The organism is Streptomyces sp. NBC_00104 (genome assembly GCF_045160825.1).
Lineage (GTDB): Bacteria > Actinomycetota > Actinomycetes > Streptomycetales > Streptomycetaceae > Streptomyces.
This window is the reverse complement of sequence record NZ_CP108215.1, coordinates 907,901-930,680: the sequence shown is the minus strand read 5'-3', so window position 1 is coordinate 930,680 and position 22,780 is coordinate 907,901. Positions and strand designations below refer to the sequence as shown.

Genomic DNA, 22,780 nt, shown 5'->3' with positions numbered 1-22,780 from the left:
GGGCGCCCCCGGCTCCTCAGCGGCGGCGGCCCCGCCGCACCTTCAGCTCCTCGAACCGGGGCGCGTCGCCGTCCTGGATCCGCTGCCAGGCCCTGCGGTACAGGTCGGCGGCCGGTTCGGTCGGCACGATCACGCCGAACGTCGCGTGCTCGTCGCTCATCAGCTCGCCGAACAGCGGCAGCTTCCACCGCTCCAGCGGCAGTCGCGGCGCCTTCGGGTCGGCCCAGGCGCCGGGCAGGAAGAGCGAACGCCCGGCCCGGGTACGGCTGGCCTCCACCACCAGCTCGCCCCCGGCCAGTTCGGCACGGGCAGCCTTGAGCCGGGCCGGCTTCCACCCCGTCCAACGGGCCGTCATACGGTCGGTGGGGTCGGGCATGGCGAGCAGCATCAGATAGAGCGTGGCGGCGTCCTCGCTCACGCCGTACTCCTTCGCCACCTCCGTCACCAGCTCGGGCACGGAACGGCTCGGGTCCTGCGGCCACCAGGTGCCGTCCACGCCGTGCTCGCCCGCCGCCGGGTCGCCCGGGTCGGAGAGGAGCGCCGCGTACCGGGGGTCGCGGGCCAGGCGCAGTGCCACCTCGGCCGCGAAGGGCTGCTGGTCCTCGACGCGCAGCGCGGGCAGATACGGGTCCTGGCCGGCCTCGTCGAGCAGGGCGACCCGGAGGCCCGGCGCCGGCTGGTCGTCGTGGGTCGCCAGGATGACGGCGCCGTACCGCTCGAAGCCTTCGCCGACCTCGGTCGGGTGACCCGCGGTCTTCCGGAACCGGGAGAGGCCGATGTACCGCCCGAGGTCCAGCACCAGCCCGGGATGGGCCAGCCGCTCGCGTACGGCGGTGAGCGCGGCGGGCAGCGCGGCCCGGAGCGGATCGCCGGCGGGCAGCCGGTGGGCGAGCCAGGCGGCGAGGCCGACCGAGCCGACCAGTGTGTCTGCGGTGAACCCGACCGCGTCGTCGCCGACGGGCCGGACCCGGTCGCCGTTCACCGCCCACTCCAGATCCCGGGTGAGCCGGGGCTCACCGGCCGGGTGCAGAAGTGCGGGCAGGGCGCTCCGCACCGGCCACGGGGAGTGCTTGACCGCGCGGATCGCGTCGCCGAACAGCTCCTCGGGGACGGCCGTCCGCCGGCCCACCTCGCTGTTCCAGACCTCGGCCGCGGCGGCCACGTCCGGCCCCTCGGTCCACAGCCGGGCGGGGTCGGCGGGCAGCAGCGCGGCCACCACCGCGGCACGGATCCCGCCGTCGACGCCGCGCAGTTCGTCCTTGGCGACGGCCGCCGGGGCGGCCTTCACCCCGAGGGTGCCACGTGCCTCCGTGGTCAGGAACGTGCGCTCGTAGACGTCGATCCGCGGCAGCCCGGCCACGATCAGCCTGGCCATCGTCTCGGTGACGCCGGTGCGGCGCGCGAACTCCTCGGCGGCCTCCGGGAACCAGGGCGCCGGTCCGCGCGCGGCCAGCTCCGAGAGGAACGCGCCGAGCCGGGCCGCTTCCCCCTTCCCGCCCAGCGGAGAGGACTCTCGGAGCGTGTACGGCTCCGGTGCCTCGAACCGGCCCGCCGGGTCGTGGAAGAACCCGGTGAAGGCGCAGCCGTCGTCGTCCAGGGAGCGGCGTCCCACGATCGCGACGAAGGCGCCGCCGCCCAGCGGCAGCAGCCCGTTCCACGAGCCCTCGCGCCACTCGCCCGACGGGGTACGCAGCTGATCGGCCGTCAGGTGCAGGACCACCTTGCGCCACCGCTCGGACGCGGTGCCGACACCGAGCCCCAGCGCTTCGAACCGGTCGAGCAGGGCGCGCAGCGCCTCCCGGTGCTCCTCCGCGGTCGTGCCGGCCGCCGCTCGGAAGGCGATGGCGGCCACGCGGTCGGTCAGCGACGCCAGTTCCGGGTGCCCGGTCGGCAGCCCGGGCCCGTCCAGGTGGAGGCGCACGGTCGGCCCCTCCGGCGCGGCGGTACCGGGGAGGAGCCCGGCCGTCCTGGTCATCGCACGCAGGGTGCGGAAGACGGTGTCGGCCTCCGCGTCGCGGTTCCACCAGGAGCGCGTCGACTCGCCGAGGCCGCTCATCGCGTCCTGGAGCACGGTGTCCGCCGGCCCGGCGGGCCCCTCCAGCTCCTCCACGCCTCCGTCGAGCGCCCGGGTGAGGCGGGCCGCCGCCGCGTCGAGGACCGCCTGCTGGCCGGCGGCGTAACGCACGACTCCGGCGATGCCCGCGACGAGCGCGTCATGCGTGACCGGCAGGAGGGCGCGGATCGCGTCGGGCAGCGCCTCCTTGTCGTCCTTCGCGGCGGCCGCCAGGAGGGCCGCCGATGTCCCCCCGTCGATGCGGCGCAGCGCGGCGGAGCCCTCCGGGTCGCGCGCCGTCATGCACTCCCAGAACTGCACCGGCGGCAGCAGCAGCGTGCCCTCGCCGAAGACGCCCGGAGTACGGTCCGTCTTCGCGACGGAGGTGACGACGCCGTCCGTGTCGACGACTTCGAGCTGCCAGCCGTTGCGGACGACGGCACGGGCCCGGTCGGCGCCCGGGAACACGACGAGCGCGGACGGCCTGCCCCGGCCCGCGGGCAGGGTGACGGAGTGCCCGGCGAGATCCTGGGTCCGCCGGGAGCCGTCGGGCAGCTGGACCGTGCGGATACCGACCACGCCGTCCACGGGCGCGGAGACCGGCGCGTGGCCGACGGTCGGCGAGGGGCCGAGCCATCCGCTGTCGAAGGCGCTGCCCTCGGGGGCGTCGCGCAGCGCGTCGGCCAGGAAGGCGGGCATGCTCATGCGCCCGCGCTTGCCCGACCCAGGGTCGTACTCGTACCAGCCGTGCGTGTCCTGCTCGCCCTCCGCGTGCCACACCCAGTACGAGGCGCCGTCGAAGGCCAGCCACCGCTCGTCGGGGATCGTGGTGTCCCCGACGTGCAGGACGCCCGCGCCGGTGGTGCGGCCGCCGCCCGGCAGGGGCAGGGTGAGCTTCAGGTCGGCCTTGTACCAGTCCATCTCCGTGCCCCGCGTGCCGCCCGGGCCCTCCATGGTCTGGGGGTGGTCGGCGCGGGTGTGCCAGTAGCCGCGCAGGCCGCCGTTGCGGGACCGCCAGTAGACGAGCAGTTCGCCGTCCACGTGGTGGAATCCCGGGTCGCCCCACTTGTCGTCCGCCGGGATACGCAGGTCGTGCGTGAGGAGCGTGCCCTCGGCGCCGATCACGCGGGCCTGTGCGGCGCCCGCCACGACGAGGTGCGGCCAGGCGTCGGCGACGATCAGGTCCTCGACGTCGTCCTTCGGGACGAGGCCGGCGGTCGCGTCCTCCCAGGCGGGCCAGCCCAGTTCGTCGAAGAGCCCGGCGCGCAGCGTGCGCGACAGCACCGGCGCAAGGTCGGTGGCGACGGCCGCGCGCACCTCGTCCTCGGCGAGCGCCAACGCCTCGGCGGGCAGCCACTTCAGCCGGGTGAGCGCGTCGGGCAACTGGGGCAGACCCACGGCGGCGAACCGTCGGACGACCCCGCTCACCCACTCCGCCAGCAGCGGGCGCCCGCCCGGCGACGCGGCCAGCACACGGATCGCCCGCCGCCCGGAGTCGTCGTCGCTGAACCGGTCCGCACCTCGCTGGAAGGCCTCGTGGAACCGGGAGTCGGCGGTCAACGACAGCAGTTCGCGGTGCCCGTCACCCGAGGCCCACTGCTCCAGCGGCAGCCCGTCGCCCTTCCCCGGGGCGGCCACGGGCACGTCCAGGGACAGCAACAGGTCCATCAGGTCGATGTCGTGGGTGACCTTCAACTCCCGCCCGGACGAGGAGAGTTCGGTACGCAACTGGTCCGCCGCCCGCTCCACCAGCGGGTACAGCTCAGGCATCCGGGTGGAGCCGCGCCAGGACCGCGCCCGCTCCCGGTACGTCAGGAACCGCTCCAGCCAGCCCGCCGTGCCGTCGTGCGGCCGTTGCTCCTCGGGCAGGGAGCCGTCCCACAGCCCGGCCGTGGCGCCGGAGACCCGCAACATGTCCAGCCACATCGCGGGCATGTCGTCGTCGTGGGACGAGGGGAGCGTGTCCAGCAGGGTGCCGCGCATGCTCGGCTCGCGCACCGCGAGCGCCGCCAGCGCCGTACGGTGGCCCTTCCACCAGCCCGCCGCGGCGCGCAGCGTGGAGGGCAGCACCAGCAGCTCGGCCAGATAGGCCTGTTCGGTCAGGTCCGGGTCCCGGCCGGCGGCTCGCGCCAGCCGGCGCAGATCGCCCGCCATCTGCGCCGACGGCGGCAGACCGCCCGCCGTGCGACGCAGGCACAGTGTGGTGAAGCGCCGCAGCGCCTCCTCGGCCGGGACCCGCGCGGCCAGCTCCTTCGCGTACGCCGACAGCACCTTCACCGGGAGCGCCCCGGCCAGCGCGAACTCCAGGAACACGGCGTCGAGCCGCTCCTCCTCGACCGTCAGCCCGTGCTCCGCCTCGGCCTTGCGGGCGCGGGTGAACAACTGCGCCGCGTAGGTGGCGTTCTCCTCCTCGAGGAACACCCGCCCGGCCTGCTCGTAGAAGGTCGGCAGGAAGTGCGGCACCGACGCCGCCAGCCGCTCGCCGAGCTCCAGGTAGGCGTCCATGGCCAGCTTCGGCTTGGTCTTCGCCTGCCGGGCCGCCCGCTCCAGGTCCGGCACGACGCCCAGCGCGTGGTGCCCGTCCGCCGGGTGGTGCACCAGCACCCACTCGGGGAACCCCAGCGACTGGCGCAGCCCCAGCCCCACGACCGCGGGCTCCGCGTCCTGCTCCAGACCGAGGAACCCGGCGGCCAGATCCTCCGCCGCGCCCAGCTCCCCGGCGACCAGCCGCACGACCACCCGGTCGTCCAGGCCCGGATGACGGTACGTCCGCGCGGTCAGCGGCACCGCCCGCTCCCCGGCCTCCTCGGTGTCCGGCGGCAGCACCCCGCCCGCCGCCAGCAGTTCCTCGTACGACACCCGCGTCCCCCCGCTCATGCGTCCTTGCCCTCCTCGATCACTCGCCCGGCGTACAGCGCCGCGGCCATCCGCATCCCCTCCGACCAGGCGACCGGGCCCACTTCGCCCAGTGGCAGGGCACGGCCGTCCTGGTCCTGCCAGGTGAGGCCGCCGGTCTCCACCTCGTCGTCCCAGTACGGCTCCCCGATCCACACGGAGGCCTCGACGGTGCGCTCGCCGTCCCGGACGCGGGCGGTGGCGTAACCCCCGGAGACGCGGTACCCCAGTGAGGTGGCGCGCGCGGCGAGGGCGAAGCGGGAGCGGAACTGTCCCCCGGTGAAGTCCCGCACCTGCGTGGCCTTGGCGGCGAGGCCGTCCGGCCGCCGCCAGGTCGCCCGGTGTATCTGCTCGACGCGCTGGACGATGCCCAGCTCCGCCGCGAACTCCCGGATGTCGTCCAGGTCCGGCAGCAGCACCGGGTGAGGCAGGGTCACCGTACGCGGGGAGAGGCGGACCGTCTCACCGTCCAGGTTCACCACCCGCAGCTCGCCGGAGTCGGTGGCGCCCCGCAGGAAACCGACCTCGTCCGGGTCGTCGCCGACCACCGCGAGGTCGCGCAGCGCGGCCTGCCACGCCTCGTCCGGCCACACCCGGGCCAGCAGACCGGTGGGTACGGGCAGTGACGACACCATCCAGGCGTCCACCTGCGTGACGCACGCCGCCGCGTGCCGATCCAGCCACTCGGCGAACCGGCGCAGCCGGTCCACCTCCGGGTGGTCCTTCAGTGCGCGCGGCAGTGACTTCAACTGCCGTCCCGCCGCCCGGCCCGAGGTGGCTCGCGCCGCCACCCGCCCCTCCACAAGGGCGACTTCATACCCGTCACCCGCCGACAGCCAACCCACGCTCCCCAGCCCTCCGCGTCAGTTCCACAAGAAGAAAGCACAGTTCAGCCGGGGAATCCCGGCCCAAGTGCGACCATGTGCGGAACGCTAGCGGCAGGCACTGACAATCGGTCCGGGAGCCTCCGCGCGAGCCCCCTGCGACGCGCCGGGAACCCCGACGCCGAACGGGCACGCGAGAGGATCCCTCCGGCGTCCGGCAAGCCAATCGAAGCGAGCACGCCGACGCATCCGTAGACCTACGTAACCGGAGTACGTATTACCGGCCAGTCGCCGATCCCGGCGCCGTACGGTCGGCGTGCTCACCCTCCGCAGCGGCGCGCGGGTGAGGCGCCGCCGCGGAGGGGGTGCGCGCACCGGACGCGCCCCGGCTCGGAACAGGTGACGCGCCCCGGATCGGGGACGCGGCTCGGAACGGTGAGCGCCCGATCCTCGGCCGGGCGCTCACCCTCTGGCCCGGACGGGTCGGGTCAGTCGCACCTGCCGCTCGGCCGGGCCCGTGTCACCACCTGGCTGATGCCGGTGGTCGCGTCGAGCCAGACCACCCGGGTGCCGGTGGCCGCCGCAGCGGAGAGCTGCTCGCCCCGGTTGCAGGAGACGCGGCCGCGAGTGCCGTCGTCGCCGGAGAACTGCCAGAGCTTGGCCAGGGACTCGTTGCGGATCGCGGGGTCGCCCGTGCGGGCCCCCGCCGTGACCGTGTTCTCGGAGGCCGTCACATCGAAGACGTTGAGGGCGTTCGGGCCGGTCTCCGGGCTCAGGTCCACCACCCCGGAACCGTCCAGGGCGGCACGCCGCAGCAGCGTCCTGCCGTCGCCTCGGACCTCGTTGGCGAGCCAGTACGCGTACCGGCCGTTGACGGCGGTCGGGCCGAGGCTCGTGGTCGACTCCGACCGGTGGAGCAGGGTGTCCTCGCCGGTCGCGACGTCGATGATCCGGGTGGAGTACGCGTACGTCGCCCGTACGCGCCGGTAGTCCTGGTAGACGACGCGTCCGTCACTGAGCGACGGGAAGGACGCCCGGCGGTAGGTGCCGCCCCCGACGGAGACCTTGCCCGCCGGATTTTCGAGGCTCAGATAGGTCACGCCCCGGCGCCCGCCGTGGTTGTGGTGTTCGAAGGCCACCGTGTCGCCCTCGACGGCCATCGAGGACCCCACGTCCCGGCCGGACCACAGCTTCTGGACGGGACCGCCGGCCAGCGGCCGCGCGAGGACCTCCACGGGGCCGGAACCGTACGCCGCCCACACCACCGTCCTACCGTCGGTCGCCGGATTGACGTGGTAGCGGCCGTCGTTGGGGCTCATCAGCTTCAGCCGGCCGGTGCCGTCCGTGCGCCCGGCCCACACCGAGTACGCCTCGGTGCCCGCCTCGTTCGAGGACGAGGCCACCCACCAGTCACCGCCCGCGCCCAGGCGGGAGTCGCTGGTGTTGACCCGTTCGAGGAGCAGGTCGGAGTCGACGCCCAGGGCGAGCTCCCAGTTGGCCACGATGCCATGGGCGTTGAACGCGCGCACCACGGCGTTCAGATCCTGACCGTCGACCCCCGTCGCCCTGGCTGCGGCGACCACCGCGTCCCGGCCCTGCGTGAACCCGTCGAGCGGGGTGAGGTACTCGGTGAGCGCCTTGTACACGACCCTGTCGGTGAGTTCGGCACCGAGGTCCTCGCGGATGTCCCACAACGCACCCGAGAAGATGGTGGAGTTGAGGTGGACGCCACCGCTGTCCGTGCCGAACCCCACACCGAGGAAGGACTTGGCCGTGGTCCGCCCGTCGTTCAGGTCGCGGAGGGCGCACTCGCCCGGTGTCCTGGTACGGCAGAGCCGTTCGCCCAGCAGCCCTGCCTCCGGGTCGTCCATGGGGACGCCGTACACGTCCGTCTCGACGGCGTTGCCGAAGTAGTCCGCGATCGCCTCGTTCAGGGCGCCGGACTGGCCGGCGTAGACGAGGTCGGCGGAGTGGTCGATGACGCCGTGGGTCATCTCGTGGCCGACGACGTCCAGTCCTGCGGAGAGCGGGCGGTACTCGGCGTCGCCGGTGCCGTACACCATCTTCGCGCCGTCCCAGAAGGCGTTGACGTACGGCTGCCCGTAATTCGTCACTCCCACGAGGGAGTCGACCGACAGGCCGCGTCCGTCGAGGCTGTCCCGGCCCTGTTTGTCCTTGAACCAGTCGTACACCTGCCCGGCCGCCCAGTGCGCGTCCACCGCGCCCGCCTCGGTCGCCTCCGCGCCGAAGTCGGGGGTGGGCGAGGCGAACTCCTGCATGTCGGCGGGCCATTGGCCGGCCACGTCGGTGACCTGCCTGCCGCGCGCGTCCCAGGTGGAGAGGACGGGGCGGCCGGTCTCCTGGTCGGCCCGGGACCGGTCGCGCAGGACGTGGGCGCCACGCGTCTCGTCGAGGGTGACCTCCAGGCCCACGGTCCGGCCGTCCAGCTTGACGCCGGAGCCCGCCGCGTCGGCCCGCCGGGCGGGACGGTCGGCCGCGTTCCCCTCGACGGCCGTCCGGGCGGCCGTGCCCGGAGCTGTTCCCGCGGCCGTTCCGGGCGCGCCGAACGTCTTGATACCGCTGTAGTGGAGGACCGGATAGCCGGCCCCGGCGTCGACGTACACCTCACGCAGCACCGGTTCACCGCCCGCGGGGTGCTCGCCGCGCACGGTGACGTGCCGGGTGAGCACACCCATGCCGGTGGGCAGGACGACCAGGCCGTGGGAGGTTCCGGTGAACGGGGTCGCGTCCTCCGCGCCGTCCTCCGCGTACGCGGTGAAGTCCTGTGCGCCCAGCTCGGATCGCACGGCGTCCACGGCCCGTTCGACGGCGAGCGCGTCGTCGACCTCGGCGGTGGTGCCGGTCCGCAGACCGGTGAAGTACCTGCCGGAGGTGCCGGTGACGACCCGTTCGCCGTCCCGCTTCTCCATGCGGACGACATACTGCCCGCCCAGGACCGGTACACCCCGGTGCTCCTGCCGGAGCCGTACGATCTCGTGGCCGCCGTCCGTCGTGACGGTCCCCGCCGGTTCCAGGTCCCGTTCCGGGTTCGCGATCCGGTAGCGGCCCCGCTGTTCGGCGAGGTGGGCGCGGGCCGCGCCCACCGCGTTCGGGGCGTCCGGGGCGGGCTCCCGGATGCCCTCCACCAGCGCGGGTGTCGCCGTCCGTTGTCCCGGGATCAGCTCTCCCGGGGGCGGCGGCGGTGTCGTCCCCCCTGTCGCCGCGTCGGCGGGGACCGCCGGGACGACGAGCGCGGCGACGCCCAACAGCGCAGCAGCCGCACCGGACATGCGGCTTGGTCGTGCCCTGGACAACCCTGCCTGCCTCCGCGAAACGGCTCTCCCTGAAACGGCTCTCCCTGAAACGGCTCTCCCCGAACCGGCTTTCCCCGAGCCGGTTCTTCCGCTCGTCGTGGACCGACGCACAGTCCCCCCATTCCCCCAAGAATCGAAAAACCGGCGGCGGTCGACCGCCGGGCAGGGCCATGGAACAGGCGATGCGCCGACGCATCAACGGGGCGAGGGGTTCCACGGATGACTTCCGGCCCCGTGAGGGCAACGGGAGGCAGGGCAGGGGGAGGCGTGGTGCCGTAGGGCTGGGCGGCACGCGGTCGGGCGGGGCCGGAAATCGGTGGATGGCCGAGAAAGCGCGCACCACGCGGCGACGAGGGAGCGGCCCGCACGGTGCGATACGCGCCAATGCGGCCCCGTCCGCATCATGAGGCGGGCAGGCATCACCGCTCCCCTTCGCACCCCCCGTCACACAGCCGTTACAGTGCGCTTATGCGGGCCACCGAGTGGTCGACACCGATCCGGCACGCGGCCTTCACGTGGCATGCACTTCCGGCCGAGTGGCGTCCGTTCGGTGTCCGTCGGGGCAGACGGTGCGCTCGCCGGATGCCTAGCCTCCCGGCCCATGCGATCACCACTGATGAGACGCTTCGGCCTCGGTGCCGTCCTGGCCCTCGCCCTCGCCGTGTTCGGTATGGCCCCCAGCGCGAGCGCGGTCGCCGCGGCACCCGCCGAGCTGACGTTCGCCACCGACAGCGCCACCACCACGCCCGGCGGCACGGTGAACCTGTCGATGACGATCACGAACAACCACACCTACGACGTCTGGTTCATCTACCAGACCATCGAGCCCACCTGGCTGACCAACCAACGCCCGGACCTGAAGTACTCCTTCACCGGCTGCAGCCTCGCCACGGCCGCCGGCGCCACCCCCTGCTCCGGGACCGGCCCCGCCAACCTCGGCACCAACTACGGCGCCACCGTCCCGCCCGGCCAGAGCCGTACCGTCACGCTGACGCTCCAGGTCGCCGCCGACTCCGGCTGCAACGGGAACATCGGCTTCTACTCGTACTTCTACGCCGAGTTCAGCGACAGTACGAACGTCAGCGGCGGCCCGGTGTACACACCCGAGACCCGGGTGCTCTGCGGCTGACGGCCGCCGAGGAGATGGACGGCCGTGACGGGAGTGACCTGAAATGATCTGCGATCAGGCTTCCGTCATGGTCTGGACCACTGGCGACAGGGCCGGCGGACCCGGGCGGTCCGCCGGTGCGCCTCGCGGGGCCCGGACCAGCGCGCCGGGCCTTCGCGGTCGTCGCCCGCCACGCTCACCGGCGGATGAGAAAACGACCAATTCGGTTCCAGGTTCGCCCAGTTGGACACCTGCACTTTTCCGTCATGTTTCGCAGCATGACCACGAAAGCCACACACAGACACCACTATGTGACGCGACGGATGCGTCGACGACTGGGTTCTGGAGGGGGACGCCGGCGTCACGCAAGGGGGTGCGTCCGCTCCAGGAGAGGCGTGCTCACCCCTGCCCGGGGAGGGGACTTCACCGCATGAAGCGGACTTCACGCACCACCGTGCTCACGGTGGGCGCGCTCATCACCGCGCTCGGCCTGCCGGCCGGACCGGCCCGGGCCGACGACACCGCACCCCGTGTCGACCTGCGGGTTCTGGTGGTGAGCGACGGTGGCCCGGCCACCGACGCGATCGCCGCCGAACTGACCGCGGCCGGCACGCCGTACACCGAGATCGACCTGACGAGCTCCGACCGGCCCGTGATCGACGCCGGCTTCCTCGCGGACACCGTCGACGGCCGCCCACGCGCCAGGTTCCAGGCCGTCGTGCTGCCCAACGACAACCCGTTCCCGGCCGGTTCCACCGAGATGACGGCCCTCGCGGCGTACGAGCAGACGTACGCGATCCCCCAGGTCGACGCCTACACCTACGCGCGTCCAGAAGCCGGTTTGCAGTACCCGGTCCACGGCGGCTACTCCGGCAGCATCGACGGCGCCGAGGCCCAGGTGACCGACGCCGGGAGGACGGGCCCCTTCGGCTACCTCGACGGCGCGGTGCCCTTCGAGGACAACGACCCGGCCGTCGGCGAGAGTTACGCCTACCTGTCCAAGCCCGTGACGGGAGCCGACTTCACTCCCTATGTCGAGGCGGCGATACCCGGCCAGGCGACGCGGGGCACGCTGGTGGGCGAGTACCGGCACGACGGGCGGCGCGAACTCGTCGTCACCTTCGTCTACAACCAGTACCAGCAGCAGTTCCGGCTGCTGGCCCGCGGCATCGTGGAGTGGATGACGGGCGGGGTGCACCTGGGCGCCTCGCGGAACTACTTCGCCGTGCACGTCGACGACGTGTTCGCCGCCGACGACCGCTGGAACACCGAGCTCAACTGCACGCCCGGCGACGTCGACTGCGCCGACCCGACCGTCGAGCCCGACCCCATCCGCATGAACCCGGACGACGTCGGCCACGCCACCGCCTGGCAGACCGACAAGGGCTTCACCCTCGACCTCGCGTACAACGGCGCCGGCAGCGTCGACCACCGCGAGGACAACAACGGCGACGACGCGCTCACCGACCGGCTGATCGCGGACCGCAACCGGTTCCGCTGGATCAACCACACCTACTCGCACCCCTTCCTCGGCTGCGTCCAGGACACCACCGTGGTCCCCTGGAGATGCGCGACCAACGCCGACGGCTCCACCCGATGGGTGAGCCGCAACGACATCTCCGACGAGACAGCCACCAACCGGGTCTGGGGCGAGACGGCCGGACTCCCCCTGGAGAACGACGAGTTGGTCACCGGTGAGCACTCCGGCATGAAGGTGCTGCCGCAGCAGCCCGAGGACAACCCCAACCTGGCGCTCGCCCTCGACGACAACGACATCACCTGGCTCGGCTCCGACAACTCCCGCGAGCCCGCCCAGCGCCCGGTCGGCCCCGCCACGACCGTCCCCCGCTACCCGATGAACGTCTTCTACAACGCGGGCAGGGCGGCCGAGCAGGTCGACGAGTACAACTGGATCTACACCAGCCGCGCCCAGGGCGGCAGCGGCATCTGCGAGGACAACCCGGCCACCACCACCTGCCTGTCGGCACCCCTGGACACGGCCACCGGATACGAAGAGGTCATCGTGCCGCTGGAGAAGCGGATCGCCCTCGGACACGTCCTGGCCAACGACCCGAAGCCGCACTTCATCCACCAGTCGAACCTGGCCGAGGACCGCATCGCCTACCCGGTGCTCAGCGGCGTCCTCGACGGCTACGCGGCGCTGTTCGCCGAGAACACCCCCGTGGTCAACCTGAGGATGAAGGACATCGGCGCCGAACTGCGGCGCAGGGCCGCCTGGCGGGCCGCCCTCCAGGCCGGCGAGGTCACCGCCTACCGCATCGGCGACACCGTGACCGTCGAGGCAACGGACGGACTGGCGGTCACCGCGACCACGCCCACCGGCACCACCCTCGCCGGCTCCGCCTTCGGCGACGCCTACGCCGGCGCCGTCTCCGGCTGGACCCCCTCCGCGGGCGCCCCCCTCGCCCTCGCCCTGCCGACGTCCGCCGGCGCCCCGGACGCCGTCACCACCGAGTCCGTCGAGGCCACGGAGCCCGCACCGGACACCCGCGTCCCCGCGGGCGTGAGCGAGAGGGTGCCGTACTCCGCGGACAACTGACCCGCGGCGCCCGCCCACAAGTCGTTCCGGACCGCCCACCGGTGGCCGCGACGGCAGGGAACCACCCCACACCACGGCCGTGGAGCACACCGATGCCTGTTCCTCACGACGCGCGCCGACTCGGCGCGGCGCGCGTCACCCTCCTCACCGAAGGCACCTATCCCCACAGCCACGGCGGCGTGAGCGTCTGGTGCGACCAACTCGTCCAGGGCATGCCCGACCTCGACTTCGACGTCATCGCCGTCACCGGCACCGGACGCGAACCCGTCGTCTGGGACCTGCCCGCCCACGTCTCCCGCGTGCTGTCCGTCCCCATGTGGGGCGACCCGCCGGAGGGCCGCCCGCCCCGGGGCCGCGCCCGCCGTCGACTCGCCACCGCCTACGAGCGGTTCCTGACCGCGCTGCTCGATCCGCGGGCCGAGGACGAATTCGCGCCCGCCCTGTACGCGATGGCACGGGCCGCGGCGGACGGAACACTGAGCCCCTTCCTGCGCTCGGACCGGGCGATCACCCTGCTGACCGCCGTCTGGAACCGCCCGGGCCTGGCCGTGCGGGAGGCCCGCCCCACCCTGCACGACGCACTCACCGCGACCTCCCTGCTCGAACACGCCCTTCGCCCGCTGGCCTCACCGCCGCCCGAGACCGGCGTCGCGCACGCGGTCAGCGGCGGCGTCGCCGTCCTCCCGGGCCTCGCCGCCCTCGAACGGCACGGCGTCCCGCTGCTGTTGACCGAACACGGCGTCTATCTGCGCGAGCGCTACCTCGGCTACCGCACCGCCCCCTACCGCTGGCCGGTCAAGGCCGTCGTCCTCGGCTTCTTCCGCCTCCTCGCGGAGGAGACCTATCGCCGGGCCGCCCTGATCACCCCGGGCAACCGCTACAACCGGCTCTGGGAGGAACAGGGCGGCGCCGACCCCGAGTCCATCCGTACGGTCTACAACGGCGTCGACCCCGCCGCCTTCCCGCCCGCCGGGCCCGAGCCGGAGGCGCTCACCCTCAGCTGGGCGGGCCGCGTCGACCCCATCAAGGACCTGGAGACCCTCATCCGGGCGTTCGCCCTCGTCAAGGCCCGACTCCCGGGCGTCCGGCTGCGGTTGTTCGGCGGGACACCGCGCGGTGGTGAGGCCTACCGGGAGCGCTGCGAGGCCCTGGCCACCGAGCTCGGGCACGGGGACGCCGTCACCTTCGAGGGACGCGTCGACGACATCAAGGACGCCTACGCGGCCGGCAACGTCGTGATGCTCTCCAGCATCAGCGAAGGCTTCCCGTTCACCCTCATCGAGGCCATGTCGTGCGGGCGGGCCACCGTCTCCACCGACGTGGGCGGCGTGCGCGAGGCCGTCGGCGACACCGGTCTCGTGGTGCCGCCACGCGACCCGGAGGCGATGGCGAAGGCCGCGCTGGAACTGCTGGGCGACCCCGCGCGCCGCCGGGCGATGGGGGAGGCGGCGCGCCTGCGGGTGATCGAGCAGTTCACCCTCCGCCAGACCATCGACACCTTCCGGTCCATCTACCTCGAACTGCCCACGCTGGACAGGCAGTCGACGATCGGCTCGCTCCCGGCGGCGGCACCGACCCCGATCAGCACGGTGGCCGGATGAGCGGGCCCATGTCCCTCGAACCCGGCGGTGTCGAACAGGACACCCTCGCCATCCGGCTGGCCGACCGGCGCCGCCCGCGCCGACGCCCCAGCTGGGCCCTCGGCGACGACACGACACTCGCCATCCGGCTGCCGCGGCGGGGCCCGGACGAGGAGGCGGTCAGCGAACTCGCCGCCGAACTCGCCGACCGCGTCGGCCCGGCCGTCCACCCGTACGAGGTGGCCGCCCTGTTGGAGGCGGAGGGCCTGACCGCCTCCCTGATCAAGGAACGGTACGGTCACCCGAACCTGTTCTCGCTCGCCGCGGCCCTCTACGAACGGGTGCCACGGACGTTCCCCGAACCCGCGCCGAGCGCCGACCCCTGGCGCCCGGACACCGTGCGCTGTCTCCTGCGAGGCGTGCTCTTCGCCCTGCCGGGACTCGCCTATCTGCTGACCGCACCGCTGTGGAACCCCGGAGCACACGCCCCGGCCCTCGTCGTGGCGGGACTCGTCTCCTGGGCCTGGGGCCAGGCCCTCGGCCACCGCGCCCATCTGCGGATGGCGACCGGGCGGCACGAAGCGGGCCGTACGCTCCTGACCGGCGCGCCCGTCGGAGCGGCGGTGGCCACGGCGATCGCGGCGCTGCCCGCCGAGGGCGGCCCGGTGACCCTGGTGGCCGCCGCGCAGTCCGCGTACCTCGCGGCGGCGGGTGTCCTGCTGGTCCTGGGCAGGGAGCGTCAACTGCTCGCCGCGCTCAGCCCGTTGATCGTCGGCGCCGCCGTCCTGCCCTGGTGGGAACCGGGCCCGTGGCTGCGGGCCGGACTGCCGCTCCTCGCCCTGTGCGCCACGCTCGCCGTCACCGGCCGGACCCTGTGGGCCGCCCGCGCCGTCCCGGCCGTGCCCGGCGCCGGCCGTCCGCGTCTGCTGTGGTCCCTGCCGTACGGCCTCTTCGGCCTGGCCGCCGGCGTGCTGGTACTGCTGGAGGGCCGGGAGGAGCCGTACGCGGTGATCGTGCTCACCGTCAGCATGGGCCCGGCGGAGTGGCTGCTGTACCGCTACCGGGGGCTGTCGGTCGCCGCCCTGCGCGCCGTCGCGACGCCCGCCGGGTTCCTGCTGCGCTCGGCCGGGATCCTCGGCCTCTGCCTGCTCGCCTACCTGGCGCCGCTGCTGCCCGCGGCCCTGCTCACCGACGCCGACCCGGCCCCCCTGCTCCTGCTCGCGGCCGTCCTGTGGACCGCGCTGCTGCTCCAGGCGTTCGGGGCGGCCTGGCCGTCGGCCGCGATCTGCCTCGCGGCGGCGGGCGGCGCCGGTGCGGTCACCCTGCTGCGTCTGCCACCCGGCGACCTGGCGCTGCCCCTGTGCAGCGCCGCCGCCGCGCTCTGTCTGTCGGCGTGCGCGCTGCGGCTGCTGGGCCGGCCCGCGCCGCACGCCTGAGCCCCGCGCTCACCCACGACCACCGCGCACGCCCCACGTCCCACGTCCCACCCCTCACATCCGACCGACCGGAAGGACACACCAGTTGACCTCCGCACCGCTCGCCGCCGTCACCGGAGCCGAGGGCTTCATCGGCTCTCACCTGACCGAGGCGCTGGTCGCCTCCGGCCACCGGGTCCGGGCCATGGCCCAGTACAACTCCTTCTCCTCCTACGGCTGGCTGGAGACCCTGCACCCGGACGTCCTGGACCAGGTGGACATCGTCCTCGGCGACGTCCGCGACCCCGGCTCGGTCCGTGGCCTCCTCGACGGCGCCGACACCGCCTACCACCTCGCCGCCCTCATCGCGATCCCGTACTCCTACCAGGCTCCTCACAGCTACGTGGACACCAACGTCACCGGCACCCTCAACGTCCTGGAGGCCGTCCGCTCCCTCGGCACACCACGACTCGTCCACACCTCCACCAGCGAGACCTACGGCACCGCCCGGACCGTGCCGATCACCGAGGACCATCCCATCAACACCCAGTCCCCGTACGCCGCTTCGAAGGCGGGCGGGGACCGGCTGGCCGACAGCTACCACGCGAGCTTCGACACCCCCGTGGTGACCCTGAGACCGTTCAACACCTTCGGGCCCCGCCAGTCGATGCGCGCGGTGATCCCCACGGTGATCGGCCAGGTCGCGGCGGGGGAGCGGACCATCACCCTCGGCGACCTGCGCCCCACCCGGGACTTCACCTTCGTCAAGGACACCGCGCAGGCCTTCCTGGCCGTCGGCACCGCACCCGCCGAACAGGTCGTGGGCCGCACCTTCAACGCCGGCACCGGCGGCGAGATCTCCGTCGGCGACCTCGTCGCGCTGATCGGCAAGGTCATGGAGAGCGAACTGGACGTACGCGAGGACGAGGCACGCATCCGGCCCGCGGGCTCCGAGGTCATGCGGCTCGTCGCGGACGCGAGCAGGCTCACCGCCGCGACCCGCTGGCAGCCCGCCCACACGCTGGAGGAAGGCCTCGCGCACACCGTGGAGTTCTTCCGCGACCCGGCCAACCTCGCCCGCTACAAGACGGGCATCTACAACATCTGACCCCCGCCCGGCACGTCCCCGCGCATCCACGAAGTCCACGAATCCAACGAAGCAAACAAAGCCAACGAAGCAAACAAAGCCAACGAAGTTCACGAAGTCCGCGAAGTCCACGAAGGAGGAGCACATGCACGCAGTGATCCTGGCGGGAGGCAAGGGCGTCCGGCTGCGGCCCTACACGACCGCGCTGCCGAAGCCGCTCGTCCCCATCGGCGACCAGCACGCCATCCTGGAGATCGTGCTGCGCCAGCTCTCCACGGCCGGCTTCACCCACGTCACCATCGCCATCGGCCACCTCGGCGAGATCATCCGCGCCTACGTCGGCGACGGCTCCCAGTGGGGCCTGACCGTCGACTACGCCACGGAGGAGAGCCCCCTCGGCACCATGGGCCCGCTGCTGAACCTGCGCGACCGGCTGCCCGAGACGTTCCTCGTCATGAACGGCGACATCCTCACCGACCTCGACTACGCCGATGTCCTGCACCACCACCGCGAGTCCGGGGCGCCGCTCACCATCGCCACCTACGCCCGCAAGGTCCACATCGACTTCGGCGTGCTGACCACCCACGACGCCAAGGTCGTCGCCTTCACCGAGAAGCCCAGCATGGACTACCGCGTCTCCATGGGCGTCTACGGTGTCACCCGCGCGACCCTCGACGGCTACACCCCCGGACTGCCCCTGGGCTTCGACGAGTTGGTCCTTGACCTGATAGAGGCTCAGAACCAGCCGCACGCCTACGACTTCGACGGATACTGGCTGGACATCGGCCGCCCCGACGACTACGACCGGGCCAACGCCGAGTTCACCACCCGCAAGTCGCTTCTGCTCAAGGGAGCCTGAGCACCACATGCGCATTCTCGTCCTGGGTTCCACCGGCTATCTGGGCACCCACGTCGTCGAGGGGCTGCGTGCCCTGCCGGGCGTGCTGGTCCTCGGCGGCGGCCGCGCGCCCACCGCCGAGCACGCCATCGACCTCGCCACCGTTCGCCGTGAGGAACTGGCGAAGACCCTGGCGTCGGCCGCGCCCGACACCGTGATCAACTGCGCGGGCGCGACCGGCGGCGACCCCGTCACCCTCGCCGAGGTCAACGCCCGGGGCCCCGCGGTCCTGTGCGCCGCGCTGCGCGAGGCTGCCCCCGGCGCACGACTGGTGCACCTGGGCTCGGCCGCCGAGTACGGCCCCGGCGTCCCGGACGTCCGGGTGACGGAATCGGCGGCCACCCGCCCGCTCGCCCCCTACGGCGCGACCAAGCTCGCGGGCACGGTCGCCGTGACCACCTCCGGCCTGGACGCGGTGGTCCTGCGGGTCGGCAATCCCGTCGGCCCCGGGGCACCGCCCACCGGCCTCCCCGGCCGTATCGCCGGCCTGCTCCGCACGGCAGGCCCCGACCCCGACGCCGTGCTCCCCCTCGGCGACCTCTCCGCCCACCGCGACTTCGTCGACGTACGCGACGTCGCCCGAGCGGTCTCCCTCGCGGCCACCGCCCCCGGCCCCCTGCCGCCCATCCTCAACATCGGTGGCGGCCGGGCCGTCCCGGTCCGCGAGGTGGTCCGGGGCCTGGCCGACAAGGCCGGCTTCCGGGGACGGATCACGGAGAACCCGGCGGGCACGGGGGCGAGCGCAGGGACAGGACCGGCCGACTCGACGGGTGCGACCGATCCGGCGACGTCCCCTGCGGCTTCTCGTGCGGCTTCTCCCGCGTTTTCTCGTGCGGCCGACGCGGCCGACGCGGCGGAGCCGCCCGGCTCCGCCGAAGTGGTCGGATCGGTTCGCTCGGCGGACGTGTCGTGGCAGTGCTCCGACATCACCGCCGCCGAGGCGGCGCTCGGCTGGCGCCCGGTCCACACCCTCGACGACGCGCTCACCGCGCTGTGGGAGAGCGGCGGGGGTGGCAAGGTCGGCGGGGGCGGAGAGAAGGGTGACCGTACACCGTGAGTCTGTTGATCCCGCTGTACGTCCATCCGGCCGAGGACCCGGGCGCCTGGCACCGCCTGATCCGGGCCGCGACCCGCACGTACGGCGTCGTCCTCAACCCGGCGAACGGCCCCGGCGACGGCCCCGACCCCGCGTTCACCGCCGCGGCCGGGGCGCTCCGCGCGGCCGGGGCCCGGCTGCTCGGCTACGTCGACACCGACTACGGGGTGCGCGACCACGCCGAGATCGCCGACGACGTACGCCGTCACCAGGAGTGGTACGCGGCCGACGGCTGCTTCCTCGACCAGGTGACGGCCACCCCGGACGGTCTGCCCGACTGCCGTCGGCTCGTCCGGACCGTACGCCGGCTCGGCGCCGGGACCGTCGTCCTCAACCCCGGGGTCCATCCGGCCCCGGGGTACGCCCGCCTCGCCGACCTGACCGTCACCTTCGAGGGCCACTGGTCGACGTACGTGTCGGCGTTCAGCAGACCCACCTGGGCCGCCCGGCATCCCCCCGAGCGGCTCTGCCACCTCGTCTACGGCGTCCCCGAGGCGCTCGTACCCCTCGCCGTCCGCACCGCACACGACCGAGGCGCCGCGGTCTGCGGCCCGGTGACCGGCGAACCACCCAACCCCTGGGGGCGATTGACCCCCGCCCTCACCGGGACGGACCGATGAGGAGGCCGACGCTCGCGCACCTGGCCCCGCTGACGGTTCTGGCCGTGCTGACGGCTTCGACGCTGACAGGCTGCACGGGGGACGGCGGCGGGGACCGGTCGGCCAACTCGCCCGCGCCCTCGCCGAGTTCCGCGAAGGACCGGTGGAAACCCCGCCCCGGACTCGCGTGGCAGTGGCAGCTGGACGGGAAGGTCGACCCGTCGGCGGACGTGCCGGTCTACGACATCGACGGCTTCGAGAGTTCCGCGGCGGACGTGGCCCGGCTGCACCGGGACGGCCGGAAGGTCATCTGCTACATCAACGTCGGCGCCTGGGAGGACTTCCGGCCCGACAAGGACGCCTTCCCGCGGTCGCTGCTCGGCGAGGAGAACGGCTGGGCGGGGGAGCGGTGGCTGGACATCCGCCAGTCCGACGTGCTGCGGCCCCTCATGGAACGCCGTTTCGACATGTGCCGCGACAAGGGCTTCGACGCGGTGGAGCCCGACCTGGTGGAGGGCTACGGCAACGACACCGGCTTCCCGCTCACCGCGCGGGACCAGTTGACGTACAACCGCATGATCGCGGACATCGCCCATGAACGCGGCCTGTCGGTGGGGCTGAAGAACGACCTGCCCCAGATCCCCCAGCTGGTGGCGGACTTCGACTTCGCCGTCAACGAGGAGTGCGCGCAGTACGACGAATGCGGGCGCCTCACCCCCTTCATCGAGGCAGGCAAGGCCGTGTTCCACGTGGAGTACACGGAACCCCGGAGCGGCTTCTGCGCCGAGTCCCGCCGGCTGAAGCTGTCCTCCATGGTGAAGCGACTGGAACTCGGGGTGTGGCGACAGCCCTGCTGAGCCTCCGAGCCGTCGTCAGCGCCTCCTACTCCTTCGACACCGGCCGGGTGCCCTGTCGTCCGGTGGGCGGGGTGGCCGGCCGGGCCCGGCTCGGTTCGGTCCATGAGGGGGGACCTGGTGGAGTGGTTGATCGGGATCGAGGAGCGGGTCGCTCTGGTGAACGCGGCTCTCTGAGGCTGCTCCCCATGTCCGCCGTCGACCAGGGCTCCGACACCCGTGACGAACTCCTCGCACTGCGCGACCTGTGCGAGGACGTGCGGCAGGCGGGAATCGACATCGGCCCCTACCCGCGCGAAGCGGCGGAGTTGTCCAGCCGCGAGGACACGTACGGCGTGGGCTCCCTGCGGGACCGCGAGGTCAAGCGGGGCGCGGCGGCCTCCCCTACCGAGGCCAGCGCCCTGGAGACCGTCGACGACCGCTTCAGCCGAGACCCGTTTCGACCCGATAGGATCCCGCGAAACCCGCGACGCTGCGTCTCATAGCTCACAACCGTGCGTGACCAGCCTGTTTCCGCTGTACAGGACCGCGCTCCGACGGCTTTCGGCTCCTATGGTGGAGATCACAGGAAGGCGACCGACGCTGAGGCGGCGACCATGGAGGATACGGCGATCGACTACGCGGCGGTGTTCCAGGCGCTGCCGGGCATGGTGGCGTTGCTGACACCCGAGCTGGTGTACGCGGACGCGAACGAGGAGTTTCTGCGGATGTCGGGCCGCACCCGCGAGCAGGTGGTCGGTCGGTACCTCTTCGACGTGTTCCCCGACAACCCCACCGACCCGTCCGCGAACGGGATGCGGAACCTGGCGGCCTCCCTCAACCGGGTGGTGCGCAGCGGCGAGCGGGACGCGATGGCGCTGCAGCGCTACGACGTGGAGTCGGCGCAGCGGCCGGGGGAGTGGGAGGAGCGGTACTGGAGCCCGGTGAACGCGCCGGTCCTCGGCCCCGACGGCAAGGTGGTGCTGCTGATCCACAAGGTGGAGGAGGTCACCGAGCTGATCCGGGCCCGCGAGCGCGCCCCCGGCGACGGGACCCGGGTGATGGAGGCCGAGCTGTACACCCGCGCCCGTGAGCTGCAGGATGTCAACGAACGGCTGCGCGAGGCGCACGCCCATGAACGGGAGGTCGCGCTCGCCCTGCAGAAGGCGATGCTGCCCGCGCCCCACCCGCTCGGCGACCACCGTGCGGCCGTGCGCTACCAGCCGGCGACCGACGCGCTGAACGTGTGCGGCGACTGGTACGACCTCGTCGGCCTGTCCGGAGCCGACCGCATCGGCATCGCCGTCGGTGACGTGGTCGGCCACGGTCTGGCCGCCGCCGGCGTCATGGGCAAGCTCCGCAGCGCGCTGAGCGCCGCGTCCCTGGTGGCGGACGGCCCCGCCCAGGCGCTGGACGCGCTCGGCCTGTACGCACGCTCCGTGGACGGCGCCGAGAACACCACCGCCGTGCAGACCTGCATCGACTGGGAATCCCACACGATCACCTACAGCAGCGCGGGCCATCTGCCGCCCGCACTGCTGTGCCGCGACGGCACGGTCTCCTTCCTCGACCAGGCCACCGATCCGCCGCTCGGCGCCCGCCCGGAACACACCCTCCGCCCCGAGGCCACCCTCGGCTTCACCGAGGGCGACATCCTCGTCCTCTACACGGACGGACTGATCGAGCGTCGTGACGAGGACATCGACCTCAGCCTCGCTCGTCTGGCCGACGCCCTCGCCCGCCACCGCCGGTCCACTCCGGAATCCCTCGCCGACGCCCTCCTCCACGACCTCCTGCCTTCCGGCCGTGCCACCGACGACGCGGCCCTCGTGATCATTCGGCTGTGAGTCGCACGGCCGGGTTCGCGGCACAGATCCGCCATGGGTTGACCAGGTGCGAGCCGGACCGCGCCCCGCGTGGTTCGGACGGACCTTCGCGCGTACGGGATTACCGCGGCCGGGCGGGGAACCTGCCCTGCCTGCCTACGTGGAAGCTCCACACCTGGTGCGGGGTGTGGAGCCCGGCTCACTCAGCGGAAGGGACCGTCGGTCGCGAAGGCGTGGGCTGCGAAGCGCTTGCCCATGTGACGGTATGCGGCGGCGGTGGGGTGAAGGCCGTCGGCCAGGTCCTCTGCCTCGTCGGGGCCGAGCAGTTCGCGTCCGTCGAGATAGTGGAGGTGGGGATCGGACGCCTGTCGTGCCGCAGCGATCCGGGGCAGCTCGGCACGGACCACCGCCAGCGACAATGCCGGAGCCGTCTGACGAAGCTGTGCCATACGGGTGTGGCGGCGGCCGGCGTAGCGGACTATGGCCTGGTCAAGGTCTTCCGGTGAGTCATCGATTCCCAGTGCTCCAGGGTGCGGATGCGCAGCCCGCCCGGGACCCTGGCAGACGTCCGCAGCCATGCCTGGCCGGGGGCCAGGCCACCACGGCGATCCGCTCGATCTCCGACCAGACGTACACGATCTCCAGTGTGCCCCGGGTCAGGGTCAGCCCGGCCGGTCAGCGTGGACACGGCC

At 73.0% G+C, this 22,780-nt stretch carries 15 protein-coding genes; 11 read left to right on the top strand and 4 right to left on the bottom strand.

Features of this window, described 5'->3' with window-relative positions:
• Positions 1 to 16: 16 nt before the first annotated feature.
• From OG272_RS03920 to OG272_RS03910, 3 genes are all read right to left on the bottom strand, one after another.
• Positions 17 to 4,930: a DNA-binding protein gene (locus OG272_RS03920; RefSeq protein ID WP_405892555.1), complete on the bottom strand. Its 4,914-nt coding sequence runs from the start codon at positions 4,928 to 4,930 to the stop codon at positions 17 to 19.
• Positions 4,927 to 5,793, bottom strand: a complete 867-nt coding sequence (locus tag OG272_RS03915) for a DUF4132 domain-containing protein (protein ID WP_327731183.1) — start codon at positions 5,791 to 5,793, stop codon at positions 4,927 to 4,929. The genes OG272_RS03920 and OG272_RS03915 overlap by 4 nt, the downstream gene beginning before the upstream one ends.
• Positions 5,794 to 6,260: 467 nt before the next feature.
• A complete protein-coding gene (locus OG272_RS03910) occupies positions 6,261 to 9,062 on the bottom strand; it encodes a M4 family metallopeptidase (protein WP_405892554.1) in 2,802 nt (933 codons plus the stop codon).
• Positions 9,063 to 9,687: 625 nt separating this feature from the next.
• Between OG272_RS03910 and OG272_RS03905 the strand changes: the two genes are divergently transcribed.
• From OG272_RS03905 to OG272_RS03855, 11 genes are all read left to right on the top strand, one after another.
• On the top strand, positions 9,688 to 10,215 hold the full coding sequence (locus OG272_RS03905; protein ID WP_326584966.1) for a hypothetical protein: 528 nt from the start codon (positions 9,688 to 9,690) through the stop codon (positions 10,213 to 10,215).
• Positions 10,216 to 10,624: 409 nt separating this feature from the next.
• On the top strand, positions 10,625 to 12,754 hold the full coding sequence (locus OG272_RS03900; protein ID WP_405892553.1) for a hypothetical protein: 2,130 nt from the start codon (positions 10,625 to 10,627) through the stop codon (positions 12,752 to 12,754).
• Between the two features lie 92 nt (positions 12,755 to 12,846).
• On the top strand, positions 12,847 to 14,355 hold the full coding sequence (gene pelF / locus OG272_RS03895) for a GT4 family glycosyltransferase PelF (RefSeq protein WP_327731186.1): 1,509 nt from the start codon (positions 12,847 to 12,849) through the stop codon (positions 14,353 to 14,355).
• Positions 14,352 to 15,770 (top strand): hypothetical protein, encoded by a 1,419-nt coding sequence (locus tag OG272_RS03890; protein WP_327731187.1) that lies wholly within the window; start codon positions 14,352 to 14,354, stop codon positions 15,768 to 15,770. The genes pelF and OG272_RS03890 overlap by 4 nt, the downstream gene beginning before the upstream one ends.
• An 85-nt stretch (positions 15,771 to 15,855) precedes the next feature.
• On the top strand, positions 15,856 to 16,857 hold the full coding sequence (locus OG272_RS03885; protein ID WP_327731188.1) for a GDP-mannose 4,6-dehydratase: 1,002 nt from the start codon (positions 15,856 to 15,858) through the stop codon (positions 16,855 to 16,857).
• Positions 16,858 to 16,981: 124 nt separating this feature from the next.
• Entirely contained in the window at positions 16,982 to 17,695 is a 714-nt protein-coding gene (locus OG272_RS03880; protein WP_327731189.1) for a sugar phosphate nucleotidyltransferase, read from the top strand.
• A 7-nt stretch (positions 17,696 to 17,702) separates the two neighbouring features.
• Positions 17,703 to 18,791, top strand: a complete 1,089-nt coding sequence (locus OG272_RS03875; protein WP_327731190.1) for an NAD-dependent epimerase/dehydratase family protein — start codon at positions 17,703 to 17,705, stop codon at positions 18,789 to 18,791.
• The gene (locus OG272_RS03870; protein WP_326584973.1) at positions 18,788 to 19,450 is read left to right on the top strand and encodes a spherulation-specific family 4 protein; all 663 of its coding nucleotides are present in this window, start codon (positions 18,788 to 18,790) and stop codon (positions 19,448 to 19,450) included. Before OG272_RS03875 ends, OG272_RS03870 begins: the two co-directional genes overlap by 4 nt.
• Complete coding sequence (locus OG272_RS03865) at positions 19,447 to 20,286, top strand: endo alpha-1,4 polygalactosaminidase (RefSeq protein WP_327731191.1); 840 nt, start codon at positions 19,447 to 19,449, stop codon at positions 20,284 to 20,286. The genes OG272_RS03870 and OG272_RS03865 overlap by 4 nt, the downstream gene beginning before the upstream one ends.
• A 185-nt stretch (positions 20,287 to 20,471) precedes the next feature.
• The gene (locus tag OG272_RS03860; protein ID WP_326584975.1) at positions 20,472 to 20,768 is read left to right on the top strand and encodes a hypothetical protein; all 297 of its coding nucleotides are present in this window, start codon (positions 20,472 to 20,474) and stop codon (positions 20,766 to 20,768) included.
• Between the two features lie 111 nt (positions 20,769 to 20,879).
• Positions 20,880 to 22,109 (top strand): SpoIIE family protein phosphatase, encoded by a 1,230-nt coding sequence (locus OG272_RS03855; RefSeq protein WP_328222317.1) that lies wholly within the window; start codon positions 20,880 to 20,882, stop codon positions 22,107 to 22,109.
• Between the two features lie 182 nt (positions 22,110 to 22,291).
• Here OG272_RS03855 and OG272_RS03850 read toward each other — a convergent pair whose 3' ends face one another.
• Complete coding sequence (locus OG272_RS03850; protein ID WP_405892549.1) at positions 22,292 to 22,537, bottom strand: hypothetical protein; 246 nt, start codon at positions 22,535 to 22,537, stop codon at positions 22,292 to 22,294.
• Between the last annotated feature and the right edge of the window lie 243 nt (positions 22,538 to 22,780).